Below are 15522 nucleotides of genomic sequence, written 5' to 3'. Positions count from 1 at the left end.
CTGTTCATTTGAGGGTTAAGGGGCATTGCCCAAAGGAGTGTAATAGTAGTTAAATATTACCGATTTTCTATTTATAAGACCACGGAATTTTAAGCTGTAATGGTAAAAAAAAGCAAAAAAAAGCCTCTCCGACGAAACGAAGAGGCTGAATAGATAAGTCTGAATAATTTAAGCTGCGTTACGGGCGGCATTGATAATGCCAAACATCGTTCGCAAAATAAGCTTCTGAAGTGCCGCATCTTCGATCCCTTCTTCCAACATCTTTTGAATGCCATATTGCTGGATCGTAATCAGCGGCAGTACGATCTTTTCGCGGATGCCAATGGACTCCCTGCTTAGCTGACTGTCTTCAAGTAGCTTTTCCATATCCGATACACGCAGGATATTTTTCAACGACCGCTGATATTCCTCGAACAGTATATTCCAAAAACCACCGTATGTAGGACTATCTTTTAGATAGGCGGTAGCAGGATAGAAAGACTTGGCAAGGGACTGCATGGAGTTGCCCAGAAGCGACCTGAAAAACAAGCTTTCCTTATATAACTTGCGAACTTGGTCGAGTTTACCACGCTTTTCCATTTCCTCGATAGATCGGCCCACGCCAAAAAATCCAGGGATATTTTGCTTCATCTGCGCCCAGGCCCCAACAAAAGGAATTGCCCGCAAGTCTTCAAATTTCATCCCTCCGCCTTTGCTTCTTTTCACCGGTCTGGACCCGATATTGGTCATACCGAAGAACTTAAGTGGAGTAACGTGCTCCAAATAGCTTACAAACTGTGGATGACTTTTTAGATCCTTGTAGGCCTCGTAGCTATAACCGGCCATTTCCTCTATCAGGTCCTTTTGATCCTGCGTCAGACTGTTTTCTGAGCTTGGGTACAGATGACTTTCCAACCCAGCACTCAAAAGTTGCTCCAAATTATAGGTACAGCTTACTTGCTTGCCATAATTTGAAGAGATAGTTTGCCCTTGAATTGTCAACTGGATTTCTTTATTCTCCACATTCGGTCCCAGCGAAGCATAGAAATTGTGGGTGTTTCCTCCCCCTCTAGCAGGAGGTCCTCCCCGACCATCAAAAAACACCAAGTCTATTCCTTTTTCCCTAGCTGCGATTGTAAGCGCCTCTTTTGCCATCAAGATAGACCAATTGGCACGAATGTACCCACCGTCCTTGGTGCCATCGGAAAAGCCCACCATGATGGTTTGTTTGTTATTTCGGGCCTTTAGGTGTGCCTGGTAGCTTGGGTTGTTATACAACTGGTCCATGATCGCCGGTGCAGCGGCCAAATCATCGATAGTCTCAAAGAGGGGTACTATGTCCAAATGGAGCCCTTTTGGGTCACCAACCAACAGTTTGGCGAGCTGAAAAACCTCCAACATGTGCTTGGCCGATTGATTATTTGAAATAATATATCGGTGGCAGCCCATGGGGCCATTGTTTTTCTGAATGTATTTAATGACCTGGAAGCTGCTGATCATTTCTCTATGGAAATCGTCTGGCAACGCCTCTTTGGCGGGCAATTGTTGATACCCTTGGATCTTGGCTATTTGCTCATCCTCGGAGGACGCGAGGAAGCCTTCTACAGCCTTTTGCCCTTCTGTCTGCCGGATGATTCCCTCCCAGAGGTCATCGTGTTTGCGGCTGTCCTGTCGGACGTCCATACTGGCAAAATGAAACCCAAATACCCTTACTTTAAAGATAAAGGCATCCAGAATATCCAGAAATAATCCGTCGTGGTGCTCTATGATTCCCTTTCGGGCCTCGTACAACAGGCCAATCAGGTCATCTTTTGACTTAAATCGTTGATCGCCGCCAAAAAGCGAATCGTAAATGCCCTTCTCTGCCTGTATCAGGTAAGGCTCCACATGATGAAAAGTCAACCTTCTCCTCACCTTACGGATATCCCGATAATAACATTTTAATATAGAGTTCTGAAGCTTGTCCGCGACCTTGGTGGTGATATCGTGGGTGACATAGGGATTACCGTCCCTATCCCCTCCGGGCCAAAAACCAACTTTCAGCAAGTTTGGATTTTCCCAATCGTGAACCGGAATGTCCAGCCGCTCGAGCATCCGGATCAGGACATCCGAAATACTGGGATAAAAAACATTTTCCAGAAACCAGCACAAGCTGACCGCCTCGTCATAGGGCGAAGGCTTTTCCTTGTTGATGAAACCTGTTTTACCTAGCTGCTGCAAAAGCATATTGATCATCCCCAGGTCATTGGCGCGAATGGCTGCTTCCAAATCCGTGATAATGGCAAGCACATTGCCCGGGTAAAACTGCGTAGGGTGAGCGGTCAAAGTTAATCTTACGGAAAAGGTTTTCAACTTTTCAATTAAGTCTGCCTTTTTGTGGTCATTTTCTGCACGGGCAATTAGGGCGGTCATGGTACCCTTACCCTTCAAGTCGTTTACTTTCTCAAAAGCGGCATCCTCTATAGAATCAAAAAGAACCACCTGTCTCTCGATGTACTGGACCATTTTAAACAATAGATCATGCCGCTCCTGGTCCGTCTTATCCGACAGCAACTCATCAAAAAACCGGTGGATGATCTCCTTGGGCGTTTTGTTTTTCTCGAATCCCGATTGACAGATACTCGTCAGAATCGGCAGTAGCGTGCCGGTGCGGTAAATATTGTCAAAGGGAAGATCTAAAAAAAGACTGTTGTATATTGTAAAACGCTTGGCGACTTCCGTCTCGTATGCATTTGACATCGTAATATTGGGTTTGGTTTGAGATACAAATTATTCAAAAATGGTCATTTTTTCAATCCAAACATACTTTCGGCGATACAATTTTGAGTTTCGCAAAAATATATCGGTCTACCCTCTTAAAAATCAGTCCATTATTTCAGTCGATACCAAACTAACCTCAATTACATTTCAACCCTTTTCCGGTCAATCGAAATATTTTTGTATTTTTAGCAACTTAAAACCAACCTTTTAACCAAATCAGCATGCTGCTAGTGGTGTTTTCCGGGTTTATCATGGCCATCTGTATGCCGTTTATCCTCAAACTCTTGAGTGGCAAAAGCTCGGCGTGGATATCCCTATTTCCGTTTGCTTTGTTCAGTTATTTCAGTAGCTATTTGCCGCTCGTAAGCGCGGGGGACACCGTGAAAACCCACGTAGAATGGGTTCCCAGTCTTGGCGTTGGGTTGGATTTCCACTTTGACGGGTTGTCTCTTCTATTTACGCTGCTTATTACCGGTATAGGTACGCTTGTTTTCCTATATACTTCGTCCTATTTAAAAGGCCACGTGTATTTGGATAGGTTTTACGCCTACCTGTCATTGTTTATGGCCTCTATGCTCGGGGTCGTATTGGCAGACAACGTGATTACCTTGTTTGTATTCTGGGAACTTACCAGCATCAGTTCCTTTTTTCTGATTGGATTTAACAACGAGAGCGAAGCAAGCAGAAAGTCTGCATTAACGGCGCTTACTATAACCGGTATGGGTGGGCTGTTTTTGCTGGCAGGCATGGTCGCGATCGGATACATCAGTGGAGAATACCAAATCTCTGCGCTCGCATCCATGAAACCGGAAATCCAAGGCAGTGAATGGTATCTGCTGATTATGATCTTGGTTTTTTTGGGCGCATTTACCAAATCTGCCCAATTTCCCTTCCATTTCTGGCTTCCGGGAGCGATGAAGGCCCCCACTCCGGTGTCCACATACCTGCACTCCGCTACCATGGTAAAGGCGGGGATCTACCTGTTAGCTCGTTTCACTCCGATTTTGGGAGGAGATTCCACTTGGAACAGTACCCTGATTATTGTAGGTGGCATCACTATGGTATATGCGGCTATTCACGCCCTGTTCCGTCTGGATTTGAAGGGCATCCTGGCGTACTCCACGATCTCTGCGCTAGGCATCTTGGTGTTTTTAATCGGTATTGGTACCGAGGAGGCGCTGCTGGCTGCGGGAGTTTTTATTTTGGTGCACGCTTTATATAAAGCCACGCTGTTTTTGGTTACCGGCATCGTAGACCACGAAACCGGTACGCGCGACATTTCCAAACTTTCCGGGCTAAACCAGGTGATGAAGCCGGTGGCACTTGCCGCCCTACTCGCAGCCCTATCCAATGCAGGAATTCCACTTACCTTTGGTTTTATCGGAAAAGACCTGATTTATGAGGCCACCCTGCACGCAGGGACCGCAGGAATGGTATTGACAGTGCTGGCATTGGTTACAAATACAGCTTTATTGGTTGCTGGATTCATGGCTGGAATCAAGCCATTTTGGGGTAAATTACCTAGCGCTTTCGAAAAAGTTCACCTCCCGCATTGGACGATGTGGGTACCTCCATTGGTACTGGGTTCTCTTGGCTTGCTATTTGGCTTGCTCCCTGCGCTAGCAGAACCCCTAATTAATCCCGTATTCACCTCACTTACCCTGGAAGCCCCAACGTTTCATCTAAAGATCTGGCATGGGTTCAATACAGTCCTTATGCTAAGCCTTGCCACGTTGGGCATGGGTGCTGGGCTTTTCTTTCTGATAAAACCCTCCGAATCGCTATTGGCAAAGGCTACCCGGTTTGAACGGATATCTCCACAGCATATCCTGACAGGCTTAGCTCATGGATTCTATACGTTCTCGGAGAAATGGACCGGTTTTTTTCAAAACGGATACCTTCGGTATTACCTTATCACCATCTTAAGCTTTCTAACCATACTTCTTGGATACCGATTGTTTTTGGGGGTAGAGCTCTACGTGAATACAGCGATCCTGTCCGAAGTCACACTCTATGAAGCGATCATCGTGATCATCATGGCCTCGGCCATCCTTTTCACGGTGTTTTCCAAGTCTAGGTTAACGGCGGTAGCTTCTTTGGGTGTTGTAGGGTATTGTTTTTGCCTTATCTTCCTTTTTTACTCTGCGCCGGATTTGGCGATGACGCAGTTTTCCATCGACACACTTACTGTGATCCTGTTCGTTTTAGTACTGTATAACCTACCTAAGTACCTGAAGCTTTCTGAAACCAAAGACCGCATCCGTGACGGTATACTATCCCTGGCTTTTGGTGCACTTATCAGCATTTTAACCCTAGAAGTGCTGAATGAAACCGTGAACAAGGATATTTCCACCTACTATGCTGAAAACGCCTATATCCTAGGCAAAGGTAAAAACGTCGTCAATGTAATCCTGGTGGACTTTAGAGGTTTCGATACCATGGTGGAAATCACCGTGTTGGCAATCGCGGCGCTCGGAGTGTTCTCCCTGTTGAAATTACGATTAAAGAGTATTGAAAAAGAATAACACGTATGAAAACCATCATATTCCGGACTGCATCCAATTACCTGTTGCCGCTGCTTTTGTTGTTTGCGGTGTTTATCTTGCTCAGGGGCCACTACCTCCCGGGTGGAGGCTTCGTGGGGGGATTGATTGCTTCCATTGCCTTTGTGATCCATTCCTTTGCAAACGGACTGGACAAGACCAAAAGCATTATCAAGTTTCACCCCGGCTTTCTCATGCCAATAGGCTTGTCCTTGGCATTACTCGCGGGTGCATCTCCATGGTTAATCGGCCAACCGTTTATGACCGGTCTTTGGTTTGAGGAACCCACTCCGGTCATCGGATTGGTTGGGTCTGCGCTTTTTTTTGATACGGGAGTATTTTTGGTGGTTATAGGTGTTACGCTGACCATCATTTTCACCATTTCTGAAGGACTCTGACATATGGAGATATTATTGGTGATCTTAATAGGTTTGTTGTATGCGGCGGGGATCTACATGATCCTGCGAAGGAGCCTTGTTAAATTAATTATTGGCCTTATTCTACTGGGAAATGGTGCCAATATGTTGATATTTCTTTTGGGAAAGGTAGTAAAGGGAAGTCCTCCAATCATTGACGCTTCGGAAAAGATGCTATCTGGACTGTACGCAGACCCACTACCACAGGCCCTGATTCTTACCGCAATCGTCATCAGTTTTGGCTTGCAATCCTTTGCCATCATTCTGGTAAAGCGGGCCTACAAGGTGGTTAAGACCGACGATCTAGATGAAATGAACGCAACCGACGAAGACCTATGAGTAATCCATACATTGTTTTACCGATCATTTTCCAGCTTTTTCTGGCAGTTCTGCTCATGTTTTGTTGGAACCAGAAAAACCTTCAGAAACTCATCAGTGTGGTGGGGTCGGTAATTTCGCTGGCCATTGCCGGCGTACTATTTTCATCTGTCTTGAACAACGGCATATTGACCACCCAGGCAGGTGATTGGGTGGCCCCATTTGGAATTACCTTCGTGGCAGACTCCCTAAGCGCCCTAATGGTGCTCTTAACGGCCATTTCGGGATTGGGTGTGTCGGTGTTTTCCGTCGGCAGCGTCCGCAATGCCCGCGTCAGATTCGGATATTTTGCCATATTTCATTTCCTATTGATGGGCCTAAACGGCGCCTTTCTCGCCGGGGATATCTTCAACCTGTACGTTTGGTTTGAAATCATCATCATTTCCTCTTTTGTGCTGATAACACTTGGCGGAGAAAAAGCGCAGCTAGAAGGTGCAATCAAATATGTAACCATGAACCTCCTTGCCTCTGTGGTGTTTTTGACGGCCATTGCGATCCTGTATGGACTCACAGGTAGTCTGAACATGGCAGACCTTTCCGCTAAGGTGGCAGCTATCGAAAACCGCGGGTTGGTAAATGTCACTGCGGTACTCTTTTTGGTTGGTTTCGGTATTAAATCCGCTATTTTTCCGTTGTATTTCTGGCTGCCTGCTTCCTATCATACTCCTCCTCCCGCTATATCGGCGATTTTTGGTGGGTTACTTACCAAAGTAGGTATCTATGCGCTGCTGCGTGTATTCACGTTGATTTTCATACCCGACGAATTCTTGATTACCGTCATCAGCATCATTGCTGCCCTGACCATTCTTTCGGGCGGCATAGGCGCTTTGATTCAAAACAATATTCGGAAAATATTTAGCTACCTAATCATATGCCACATCGGATTTATGATGGCAGGGTTGGGAATCTATACCGAGGTGGCTATTCTGGGGGTGGTGTTTTACCTTACCCACGATATCATCGTCAAGACAAACCTCTTTATGGTAAGTGGGATTATCTTTAAGATCAAGGGCACCTACAGTTTGCGACTGCTGGGAGATTTCTACAAGCAGTACCCAAAACTCTCGTTACTCATGGCTATTCCCTTGTTTTCCCTGGTGGGCATCCCGCCCCTTTCCGGTTTTTGGGCAAAAGTATATCTAATCCAAGGAGGGATAGCGCAAAATAGCCTCCTACTTGTAGGGTTTATCCTACTCGGAAGTCTGCTCACTTTGATAATCATTGCGAAGGTTTGGGCAGGAGTATTCTGGAAGGAAGGTGTAGAACTACCCAAAAAGAGGGAAGTGAAATACTACCATGAGTTAAAGCCGATAAAGAAAACGGCCATGGTGTCCTCCGTTGTTTTCCTGAGTGCCGTATCCCTATTCATAGGTCTTGGGGCGGAGTATATTATTCAGGTGGCCGCAGCTGTCGCTGAATCGCTGATGAATCCGCAACCGTATATTCATGCAGTTTTAGGTAAAAACGCTTAAATTTATTCCCATGATCAAAACCCGTTTTTTGAGTAACCTTCTTCTTTCCTTCATTTGGCTAGCGGTAACGGGTACCTTTACCTTTCAGAATTTTGTATTTGGCTTTCTGCTGAGCTTTGTGATCATGTGGTTGATCAGTACCAACCGCCGAGAAGAATCCTATTTCAAACGAGGTCCAAAAACCGTAGGATTTATTTTCTTTTTTCTATATGAATTAATAAAGGCTAATATCCAAGTGGCCTATGAGGTCATCACACCGAGTCACCTGATGTCTCCGGGGATCATCAAGATACCCCTGTCTGCAAAAACAGATTTGGAAATCACCCTGTTGGCCAACTTGATCTCGCTAACGCCCGGCACCCTAAGTCTCGATGTTTCGGATGACAGGAAAGTACTGTATGTGCATGCCATGCATGTAAAGGACAGGGATAAATTTATTGAGGACATTAAAAATGGCTTTGAAAGAAGGCTGCTGGAAATACTGCGATGACTATATACGACTACTTATATTATATAATCCTCCCTTGTTTGGCGATTTGCACCGTGATCATCTTTATACGGTTTCTCAAGGGGCCCACGCTTTCTGATCGGGTAGTGGCCTTGGATTTGCTACTGACTACAGGCATAGGTATCATGGCTGTTTATAGCATTCTTACTGACCAACCTACCTTTTTGGACATTGCCATGATTCTTGCGTTAATTGCCTTTTTGGGCACCGTGGCCTTTTCCTACTACTTAGAAAAACGAGAAAAAAATGAATGAGATTTTCATCTATATATTGAGTACTACCGGTGCCTTATTTATCCTACTCGCAGCCATAGGAGTGGTCAAAATGCCCGACCTTTACCTGAGGATATCCGTTACCACCAAGGCGGCAACCTTGGGGATCGGATTGATTTTAGGTGCAGCAGCACTTTATTTCGGCGACACCGCCATCACTTCCAGGGTAATGGCAATCATTCTGTTTATGCTACTGACCGCCCCGGTGGGCGCGCACATGATCGGACGGGCATCGTATTTTACAGGTGTAAAGCTTTGGCTTGACTCAAAATACGATGACTTGGAAGGAAAATACGATGCAAGGACACACAAGCTTTCCAGCGAGGACAAACCAAATCAACCCAAGACAAAATGAAACCATACATCCCAATAGTGGGCTTGTTGCTGTTAGCAGCGGCCTGCGGTAGTCCAACCCAAGAAAACACCTCCGAAACCATGAGTATATCCTATCGCTTTCTGTTGGGTTCATACACCAACGCTCCCGAACACGGTATTTACCTCGTATCCTTCCACCCGGAGGAAGATTCGCTGGCCATCGAAAACGTCGCCTCAGAGCCGGAGAATCCATCTTTTGTAATAATCAACAAGGCTAAAAACCGGGTATACAGTGTAGAAGAAACCGGAGGTGAATCCGGGGGCAAAGTAAGCGCCTTTTCACTGGAACAGGGTAAACTGACCAAGCTAAATACCGTTTCAGCAGGCGGTAACGGACCATGCTACGTCACGCTGGATCCCAGCGAACGTTTTGTGATAGTAGGCAATTATTCGGCCGGAAATTTTTCGGTAATCCCCGTACAAACCGACGGCAGCTTGGCCGATCCGGTTCAGACCATCGACCATAGTGGCAGCAGCGTAAATCCGCGCAGGCAAACGAAGCCTTATGTCCATTCTGCCGTATTCCACCCGAGTGAGAATAGAGTATTAATTGCTGATTTGGGAACCGATGAAGTAGTCGTTTATGATTTTGATGCCACAAACGAGGCTCCCCTACAGGAGTCTGCGGTATCGCGCCTTCGCGTGGAGCCAGGCGCAGGACCTAGACACATGGTATTCAACCAGTCAGGTGATCGGTTGTACCTCGTACATGAGATCACCGCCGCCATAGGCGTCTACGCCTATCAGGATGGTCAACTGAGTCATTTGGAAACCCATTCCCTGTTAAGGGAGGGATTTGAAGGAAATGTAGGCGCTGCGGAAGTCCGCCTTTCTCCTGACGGTGCGTTCCTATATGCTTCCAATCGTGGAGATGCAAATGAGCTAATCGTATTTTCAATAGGCACGGAGGGAAAACTTACTCACGTTCAAACGATCAGCTCCGGAGGTATAGCCCCAAGAAACTTCAATATTACTCCTGACGGAAACTACTTGCTTGCCGGTAACCAAAACAGCAATACGCTGTTGGTGTTCATAAGGGATCCCCAAACCGGAAAAATCACCCCTACGGATACCAAACTGGAGGTCAATAAGCCGGTTTACATCACCTTTGTCGATTAAACCATCGGAATAATCCGTATTGGTAATCAACTATCTTTTACTTATTATTGGGATCTGAAAGCCCTAAGGGGCTTTTCCATTTAGATACCAATTCTAACATTCATGACTTCATTGAGCGAGTTAACCTACAAAAGCATCCTTAACAGAAGGGAAACAGAAAAAGCCATCGATCTGATAAAGACCAAGTTTCCGGTTATTTTAGCTGAAAAACTGAACTTGTTTAAGATTTCCTGTCCACTCGTCATCATGGACGGGACTGGAATTAACGATGACCTGAACGGAACAGAGCGCCCGGTGCGATTCCCCATAAAAAATCAGCAAGATGCATCCGGCGTGGTGGTTCAGTCCCTGGCCAAATGGAAAAGGTGGCAGTTAGCCGAGCTTGAAGTTGAAAACGAAGAGGGAATAATTACCGATATGCGTGCTCTTAGGCCGGATGAGGACTATTCCCCCATCCATTCCTTGTATGTAGATCAGTGGGATTGGGAAAAGCGCATCGATCCATCTATGCGCAAACTGGATTACCTAAAAGCAACTGTAAAGACCATATACCAGTCATTTTTGGATATGGAGTCGATCCTATTTGGGGAATTCGCAGATTTAACCCCTTGCTTACCCAAAGAAATTGCCTTTATTGAAGCGGAAACGCTCCTTCAGAAGTACCCCTCTCTCACCCCAAAAGAACGGGAAGATCAGATTGCACGGGAGCTTGGCGCTGTTTTCATACTTGGTATTGGAGGAAAGCTTAGTAACGGTGAACCCCATGATGGGCGTGCACCAGACTACGATGACTGGAGCAGCGAAAACGAAGAGGGTTACCAAGGACTTAACGGAGACCTTCTCGTATGGAACCCCGTACTGGAAAAATCCTTCGAACTTTCGTCCATGGGTATCCGCGTGGATGCTGATGCACTTACCCGCCAACTAGGTATGGTAGGAGCCTTGGACAGGACCCGTCTGTTTTTTCATCAAAAACTACTGAACAGAGAGCTTCCCCAAAGCATTGGTGGCGGCATTGGCCAATCACGAACTTGTATGTTTCTACTGAGAAAACGGCATATTGGCGAGGTTCAATCCGGCATTTGGCCGGTAGAGGAACAAAAGAAGTGCAAAGAGGCCGGAATATCTCTCATGTAATTGAATCCTTTGAAAGCCATATCCTAGCAATATTTGGGAGATTTGGTTTTTTTTGAAAAATTAATCTCATAATGTATTTCATTTATAAAAAGAATCCTTACCTTTATCACAATTAATACAATCAATTTATATTACTATTATGAACACAGGAAAAGTTAAATTTTTTAATGAGTCTAAAGGATTCGGTTTTATTATTGATGACGAGTCATCAAAAGAGTACTTTGTGCATGTCTCCGGTTTGATCGATGAAATCAGAGAAGACGACGATGTTACTTTCGACCTCAAAGAAGGAAGAAAAGGTCTGAATGCTGTGAATGTGAAAGTGGTTAGCTAATCATATCATTGACAATCAGTTTAAAAAAAGCGGCTCAAAAGCCGCTTTTTTTATTTTTACTCACTTTTTAGATTTTTCCCGATAGATCGCGTCTACCAATCCATCCTCCTTTGCATCGCTACCCAATTGCCAGAACATAATTCCACCTAAGCCCTCATCCATCGCAAAGCGGGTTTTTAGACGGATGGAAACGGTGTCCTCGTAGGTAATAAATACACTGTCTATCGGATGATACAGGTAGGGCGCCAGCGCTTTTTCATCCCAATACCGGTCAAAACCACCCTTACCTTCCATCGTTTCTCGAATGGCCTCATAACTACCCCTCCCTGCCCATGGCCCACGGTTTCCTTGAAAGAGCCCGTTGTTGATGGGCGGCACCCCTATCCAGCCCTTGCCATAGAATGCCGCTCCAATTACCAATTGGCCAGGGTCAATTCCTTTGTCGGTACAGTACTGAATGATTTTCTGAGCCGAATAGGGTCTGCTTGGATCTCCCCTTTCTTTCAGATACTCTCCAGCAGGAGTTCCCTCCAGATCCTCCATGGTTAAGTTTCCCAAGTTTGTATGGTGCATTGTGTACCTGTCCCCCCCTCCAGCGAGGTCGTAGGTCATTAGATTCATATAATCCACATGGCGCATTACCTCTTCCAATTCGATGTGATCAAAGAAACGCTCCCATCCAGCCGCAGCAAATGTCAATAATTGGGGTTGCTCTAGCCCTTTTAAAGCCTCCCGAAGCTCAGCCATCAATAACGTAAAATTCTCTTTATCCTCTGGAATAAAGGGGTTTCCTATCCCGGGTAGTCCAGGATATTCCCAATCGATATCCAAGCCATCCAGCTTATACTCCCGCTGGAAATCCACTACCGATGATACAAAACGCTTTCGCTTCTCAGGATCTCTAGCCATATCGGAAAAGCCTCCAGAACCACCCCATCCCCCACAGGCTATCATCACGCGTAAATTTGGATAAACAGACTTCTTTTCGACCAGCTTTTTAAGAACCAAGGCCGAGGAGTCGTTTTTAAACTTCATTTCATCATCGATCACTTCGGTAAAGGAGTAGATGATATGCGTCAACTTATCATACGGCAGTTCATCCACCTCCGCATTTCGCCAACTGGCGTAATAATAGGCCATCACCATTATCCCGGAATCGGTAGGTCTCTCCACCACTCCATCCTTCGTTCCGCAGGATGCAGCGAGTAGAATCACGAAGACGAACACTAAAAACTGAGCACCTGTATTCATATGTCTATAATTGTTTTTCAAAGGTCATAACTTGTCCCGGTTTATCGGGATGGAATCTCGCACGGTTTCCTCGATAGCGATCGGGGCATCCCTCTGTGTGTCGCAGCGTCGTGCTCGATTTCATCAGCAAGAATATATTTTATGGCTGAATGTACAAAAATTTGCGCATAAGTGGAGAGTACTCTCTCTGGTCCAAGGGATAAATTTCTTTCTCTTGAGGTAAGAAAGTGCATGTACCTGCCTCGAATCAAAATGAGTTGTCTCTAAAAATCTGATTCTAAAACACATACACTAGGGAGCTTAGGGATATTTGGTTTTTTGGAAATAAAACCGTAGTCTTGTCTTAAAAAACTGGGGTTTTGGAGGTATATATTTTTAAAAATCCCTGCCCTAGGCCACTAACAATACCTAAGCCCATGCACTCTCAAAAGATAAGACTCTTGTCTTTTACCAACAAATCTTCTTGAGATAGTGTGGGTAGTCGACATATCTAACGCTAAAACTATTTTCAATTAAACTAACTAAACAATCATGTCAAAGAAAGTCGTAACGCTTGGTGAAATCATGCTCCGTCTATCAACCCCTGACTTCAAAAGATTTGTACAAGCAGATACGTTTGATGTAACTTACGGTGGTGGAGAGGCTAATGTAGCCGCTGCTCTTTGTAATTATGGCCTGCAAGGCACGTTCGTGTCCAAGGTTCCGGATAATCCAATTGGACAGTCAGCGATCAATCACCTTAGAAGGTTTGGTGTGGACACCCAGTTTGTGGCAAGGGGAGGAAAAAGGCTTGGTATATACTTTTTGGAAACCGGCGCTTCTATGAGGGCCTCACAGGTTGTCTATGATCGTGCTGATGCCTCCATTGCTGACATGGATATCAGTGAATTTGACTTTGACAAGATATTTGAAGGAGCGGTTTGGTTTCACACAACCGGAATTACCCCTGCATTGAGTGATAAAGCAGCAGCAATTACCGAAGCAGCACTGAAGGCCGCAAAAGCAAAAGGCGTAACGACTTCCATAGATCTGAATTATCGAAAAAAGCTGTGGAGCAAAGAAAAAGCCCGCGAAGTTATGACCAAGCTTTGCCAGTACGTGGACGTGTGTATCGGTAACGAAGAAGACGCTGAAACGACCCTTGGGTTTCACAGCAATGAAACCGACGTCACAAAAGGAGAACTGAACCTGGATGGCTACAAAGATGTATTCAAACAGATGAAAGAGAAGTTTAACTTCAAATACATTGCGTCTACCCTTCGCGAAAGCTACAGTGCATCGGATAACGGATGGAGCGCTCTTGTATACGATGGATCAGAATTTTACCATTCCAAAAAATACGATATCCGAATCGTGGACCGAGTAGGTGGCGGAGATTCCTTTGCTAGCGGTTTGATTTATGGATTGGTTTCCGGTATGAAGATGAGCGATGCGACGGAATTTGCCGTGGCGGCTTCTGCTTTGAAACACACCTTCCCAGGCGACATGAACCACGCTACCCTGAGCGAAGTAAAAGTACTCATGGAAGGGGATGCCAGCGGACGGGTACAGCGATAAGTGCTTTCAGCAATCAACCATTTATTCACTGCAATCGCCTTTCTCCTATGATCATTGATTCATTGTCCAATGCTTCCCGCTACTACGCGGTGCATCCTCTATTCAAACAGGCGTTTGAATACATCTTTTCCCAAGACCTGAACAACCTGACTCCGGGCAAATCGGACATCTCTGGGGACAGCTTAAAAGCTATCACATTCGTGGATGCTCCGCTGAAAACGGAATCGGAATCCTTGGCGAAATTTGAATGCCATGACAAAAACATTGATATACAGCTGTGTGTCATGGGATCAGAAACCATTGGCTGGAAGCCAAGGCAGGCCTGTGTTTCGTTGAAAGGCGAGTACAATCCTGAGAAAGATGTCAGTTATTACAACGACCAGCCTGATATGTATTTTCAGCTCGGCGAGGGGCAATTTGCTATTCTTTTTCCAGAGGACGTGCATGCCCCGATGATTGGAGAGGGTACGGTGAGTAAGTTGGTAATTAAAGTTAAACAGTAGCCTTAAGGGCTATAGAAACCTAGTCGGTTCGTCATTTGCCCTGCTTTCATGGCGGAGGCGCAAAAACCTTATATTATGGCACTAAAAGAAGACCTGTTAAAAATGCTGCCTGAGCAAGGCATCCTGCCGCTGTACTTCGACAAAGACCCAGAAGTGAGTCTGGAAGTCCTAAAGGCGCTGTACGCATCCGGTATACGTATGGTGGAATACACCAATCGGGGACCAGCAGCATTAGAGAATTTTAAGAAAATGAAGGAACTCCGTGATCGGGAAATGAAGGGTTTATATCTCGGTATTGGAACCATCAAAAACGCGCAGCAAGCGAAGACCTACATCGAGGCTGGAGCAGATTACATCATCTGTCCTGGTACCATACCGGAAGTAGCGAAGGTAGTGGATGACCATGGAATGCTTTGGGTTCCTGGCTGTATGACTCCCTCCGAGATCATTGCTGCTGAAAATTTAGGAGCAAAGCTGATCAAGCTATTTCCTGGAGATCTCTTAGGGCCAGGATTTCTGTCATCTATCAAGGCACTATTCCCTGACCTGCTATTTATGCCCACTGGCGGGGTATCCTTGGACAGAGATAACCTGGAGTCTTGGTTTAAAGCTGGCGTATGCGCGGTAGGTATGGGCAGTAAGCTGATAAGCAAACCACTTTTGGAAGCAAAAAACTATGCCAAAATCCAAGAGATGACCAAACAAGCCATTGAAACCATCAAAGAAATAAAAGGCTAAATTGTCCAAGACGTTTGTCAATACAGAAAAGAGGTCCTAAGCGGGACCTCTTTTTGTATTTCAGCGCTTAGAAAGCATCAAGAAGAACAGACTCTAAATGGGGTGATTGAAAAACTACAAGTACTGAACACCTCGTATTCGCTTCTTCTCAACTACAGATTGGGTAGAAATGCGCTTTTT

Annotated in this window: 15 protein-coding genes; 13 read left to right on the top strand and 2 right to left on the bottom strand. The window is 45.5% G+C overall.

The genetic code is table 11. The features are described 5' to 3' along the window. Positions 1 to 168: 168 nt before the first annotated feature. A complete protein-coding gene (locus JJU34_RS19895; protein WP_228694174.1) occupies positions 169 to 2718 on the bottom strand; it encodes a phosphoenolpyruvate carboxylase in 2550 nt (849 codons plus the stop codon). 242 nt (positions 2719 to 2960) lie between these two features. On the opposite strand from JJU34_RS19895, the gene JJU34_RS19890 reads away from it, so the two are divergent. The 10 genes from JJU34_RS19890 to JJU34_RS19845 all read left to right on the top strand — a co-directional run bounded on the left by JJU34_RS19890 (position 2961) and on the right by JJU34_RS19845 (position 11293). Continuing rightward, a complete protein-coding gene (locus JJU34_RS19890) occupies positions 2961 to 5264 on the top strand; it encodes a putative monovalent cation/H+ antiporter subunit A (protein WP_228694173.1) in 2304 nt (767 codons plus the stop codon). A 5-nt stretch (positions 5265 to 5269) separates the two neighbouring features. Next, complete coding sequence (locus JJU34_RS19885) at positions 5270 to 5680, top strand: Na+/H+ antiporter subunit B (RefSeq protein ID WP_228694172.1); 411 nt, start codon at positions 5270 to 5272, stop codon at positions 5678 to 5680. Between the two features lie 3 nt (positions 5681 to 5683). Continuing rightward, a complete protein-coding gene (locus tag JJU34_RS19880; RefSeq protein WP_228694171.1) occupies positions 5684 to 6037 on the top strand; it encodes a Na+/H+ antiporter subunit C in 354 nt (117 codons plus the stop codon). Beyond that, the gene (locus JJU34_RS19875) at positions 6034 to 7548 is read left to right on the top strand and encodes a proton-conducting transporter membrane subunit (RefSeq protein WP_228694170.1); all 1515 of its coding nucleotides are present in this window, start codon (positions 6034 to 6036) and stop codon (positions 7546 to 7548) included. The genes JJU34_RS19880 and JJU34_RS19875 overlap by 4 nt, the downstream gene beginning before the upstream one ends. A gap of 10 nt (positions 7549 to 7558) precedes the next feature. Next, the gene (locus JJU34_RS19870; protein ID WP_228694169.1) at positions 7559 to 8038 is read left to right on the top strand and encodes a Na+/H+ antiporter subunit E; all 480 of its coding nucleotides are present in this window, start codon (positions 7559 to 7561) and stop codon (positions 8036 to 8038) included. Then, on the top strand, positions 8035 to 8310 hold the full coding sequence (locus JJU34_RS19865; protein ID WP_228694168.1) for a cation:proton antiporter: 276 nt from the start codon (positions 8035 to 8037) through the stop codon (positions 8308 to 8310). Before JJU34_RS19870 ends, JJU34_RS19865 begins: the two co-directional genes overlap by 4 nt. After that, a complete protein-coding gene (mnhG, locus tag JJU34_RS19860) occupies positions 8303 to 8683 on the top strand; it encodes a monovalent cation/H(+) antiporter subunit G (protein ID WP_228694167.1) in 381 nt (126 codons plus the stop codon). Before JJU34_RS19865 ends, mnhG begins: the two co-directional genes overlap by 8 nt. After that, on the top strand, positions 8680 to 9822 hold the full coding sequence (locus JJU34_RS19855) for a lactonase family protein (protein ID WP_228694166.1): 1143 nt from the start codon (positions 8680 to 8682) through the stop codon (positions 9820 to 9822). Before mnhG ends, JJU34_RS19855 begins: the two co-directional genes overlap by 4 nt. A 102-nt stretch (positions 9823 to 9924) precedes the next feature. Next, the gene (gene asnA, locus JJU34_RS19850; protein ID WP_228694165.1) at positions 9925 to 10959 is read left to right on the top strand and encodes an aspartate--ammonia ligase; all 1035 of its coding nucleotides are present in this window, start codon (positions 9925 to 9927) and stop codon (positions 10957 to 10959) included. A gap of 139 nt (positions 10960 to 11098) precedes the next feature. Beyond that, positions 11099 to 11293 (top strand): cold-shock protein, encoded by a 195-nt coding sequence (locus tag JJU34_RS19845; RefSeq protein WP_010852279.1) that lies wholly within the window; start codon positions 11099 to 11101, stop codon positions 11291 to 11293. Positions 11294 to 11353: 60 nt separating this feature from the next. Here the strand turns inward: JJU34_RS19845 and JJU34_RS19840 are convergent, their stop codons facing one another. Next, positions 11354 to 12544 (bottom strand): glycoside hydrolase family 18 protein, encoded by a 1191-nt coding sequence (locus JJU34_RS19840; RefSeq protein WP_228694164.1) that lies wholly within the window; start codon positions 12542 to 12544, stop codon positions 11354 to 11356. Between the two features lie 531 nt (positions 12545 to 13075). Here JJU34_RS19840 and JJU34_RS19835 point away from each other — a divergent pair. The 3 genes from JJU34_RS19835 (at position 13076) to eda (ending at position 15342) form a co-directional block, all read left to right on the top strand. Beyond that, the gene (locus tag JJU34_RS19835; protein ID WP_228694163.1) at positions 13076 to 14101 is read left to right on the top strand and encodes a sugar kinase; all 1026 of its coding nucleotides are present in this window, start codon (positions 13076 to 13078) and stop codon (positions 14099 to 14101) included. Between the two features lie 47 nt (positions 14102 to 14148). Then, positions 14149 to 14604 carry a YhcH/YjgK/YiaL family protein gene (locus JJU34_RS19830; protein ID WP_228694162.1) on the top strand — a complete coding sequence of 152 codons (456 nt, stop codon included), beginning with the start codon at positions 14149 to 14151 and terminating at the stop codon, positions 14602 to 14604. A gap of 75 nt (positions 14605 to 14679) precedes the next feature. Continuing rightward, positions 14680 to 15342, top strand: coding sequence for a bifunctional 4-hydroxy-2-oxoglutarate aldolase/2-dehydro-3-deoxy-phosphogluconate aldolase (gene eda / locus JJU34_RS19825; RefSeq protein ID WP_228694161.1), 663 nt, complete (start codon positions 14680 to 14682; stop codon positions 15340 to 15342). Positions 15343 to 15522: the final 180 nt, after the last annotated feature.

Origin of the sequence: Lunatimonas sp. (assembly GCF_020832325.1) — a bacterium.
Lineage (GTDB): Bacteria > Bacteroidota > Bacteroidia > Cytophagales > Cyclobacteriaceae > Lunatimonas.
The sequence above is the reverse complement of the archived record's forward strand: the minus strand, read 5'-3'. Positions and strand labels throughout refer to the sequence as shown.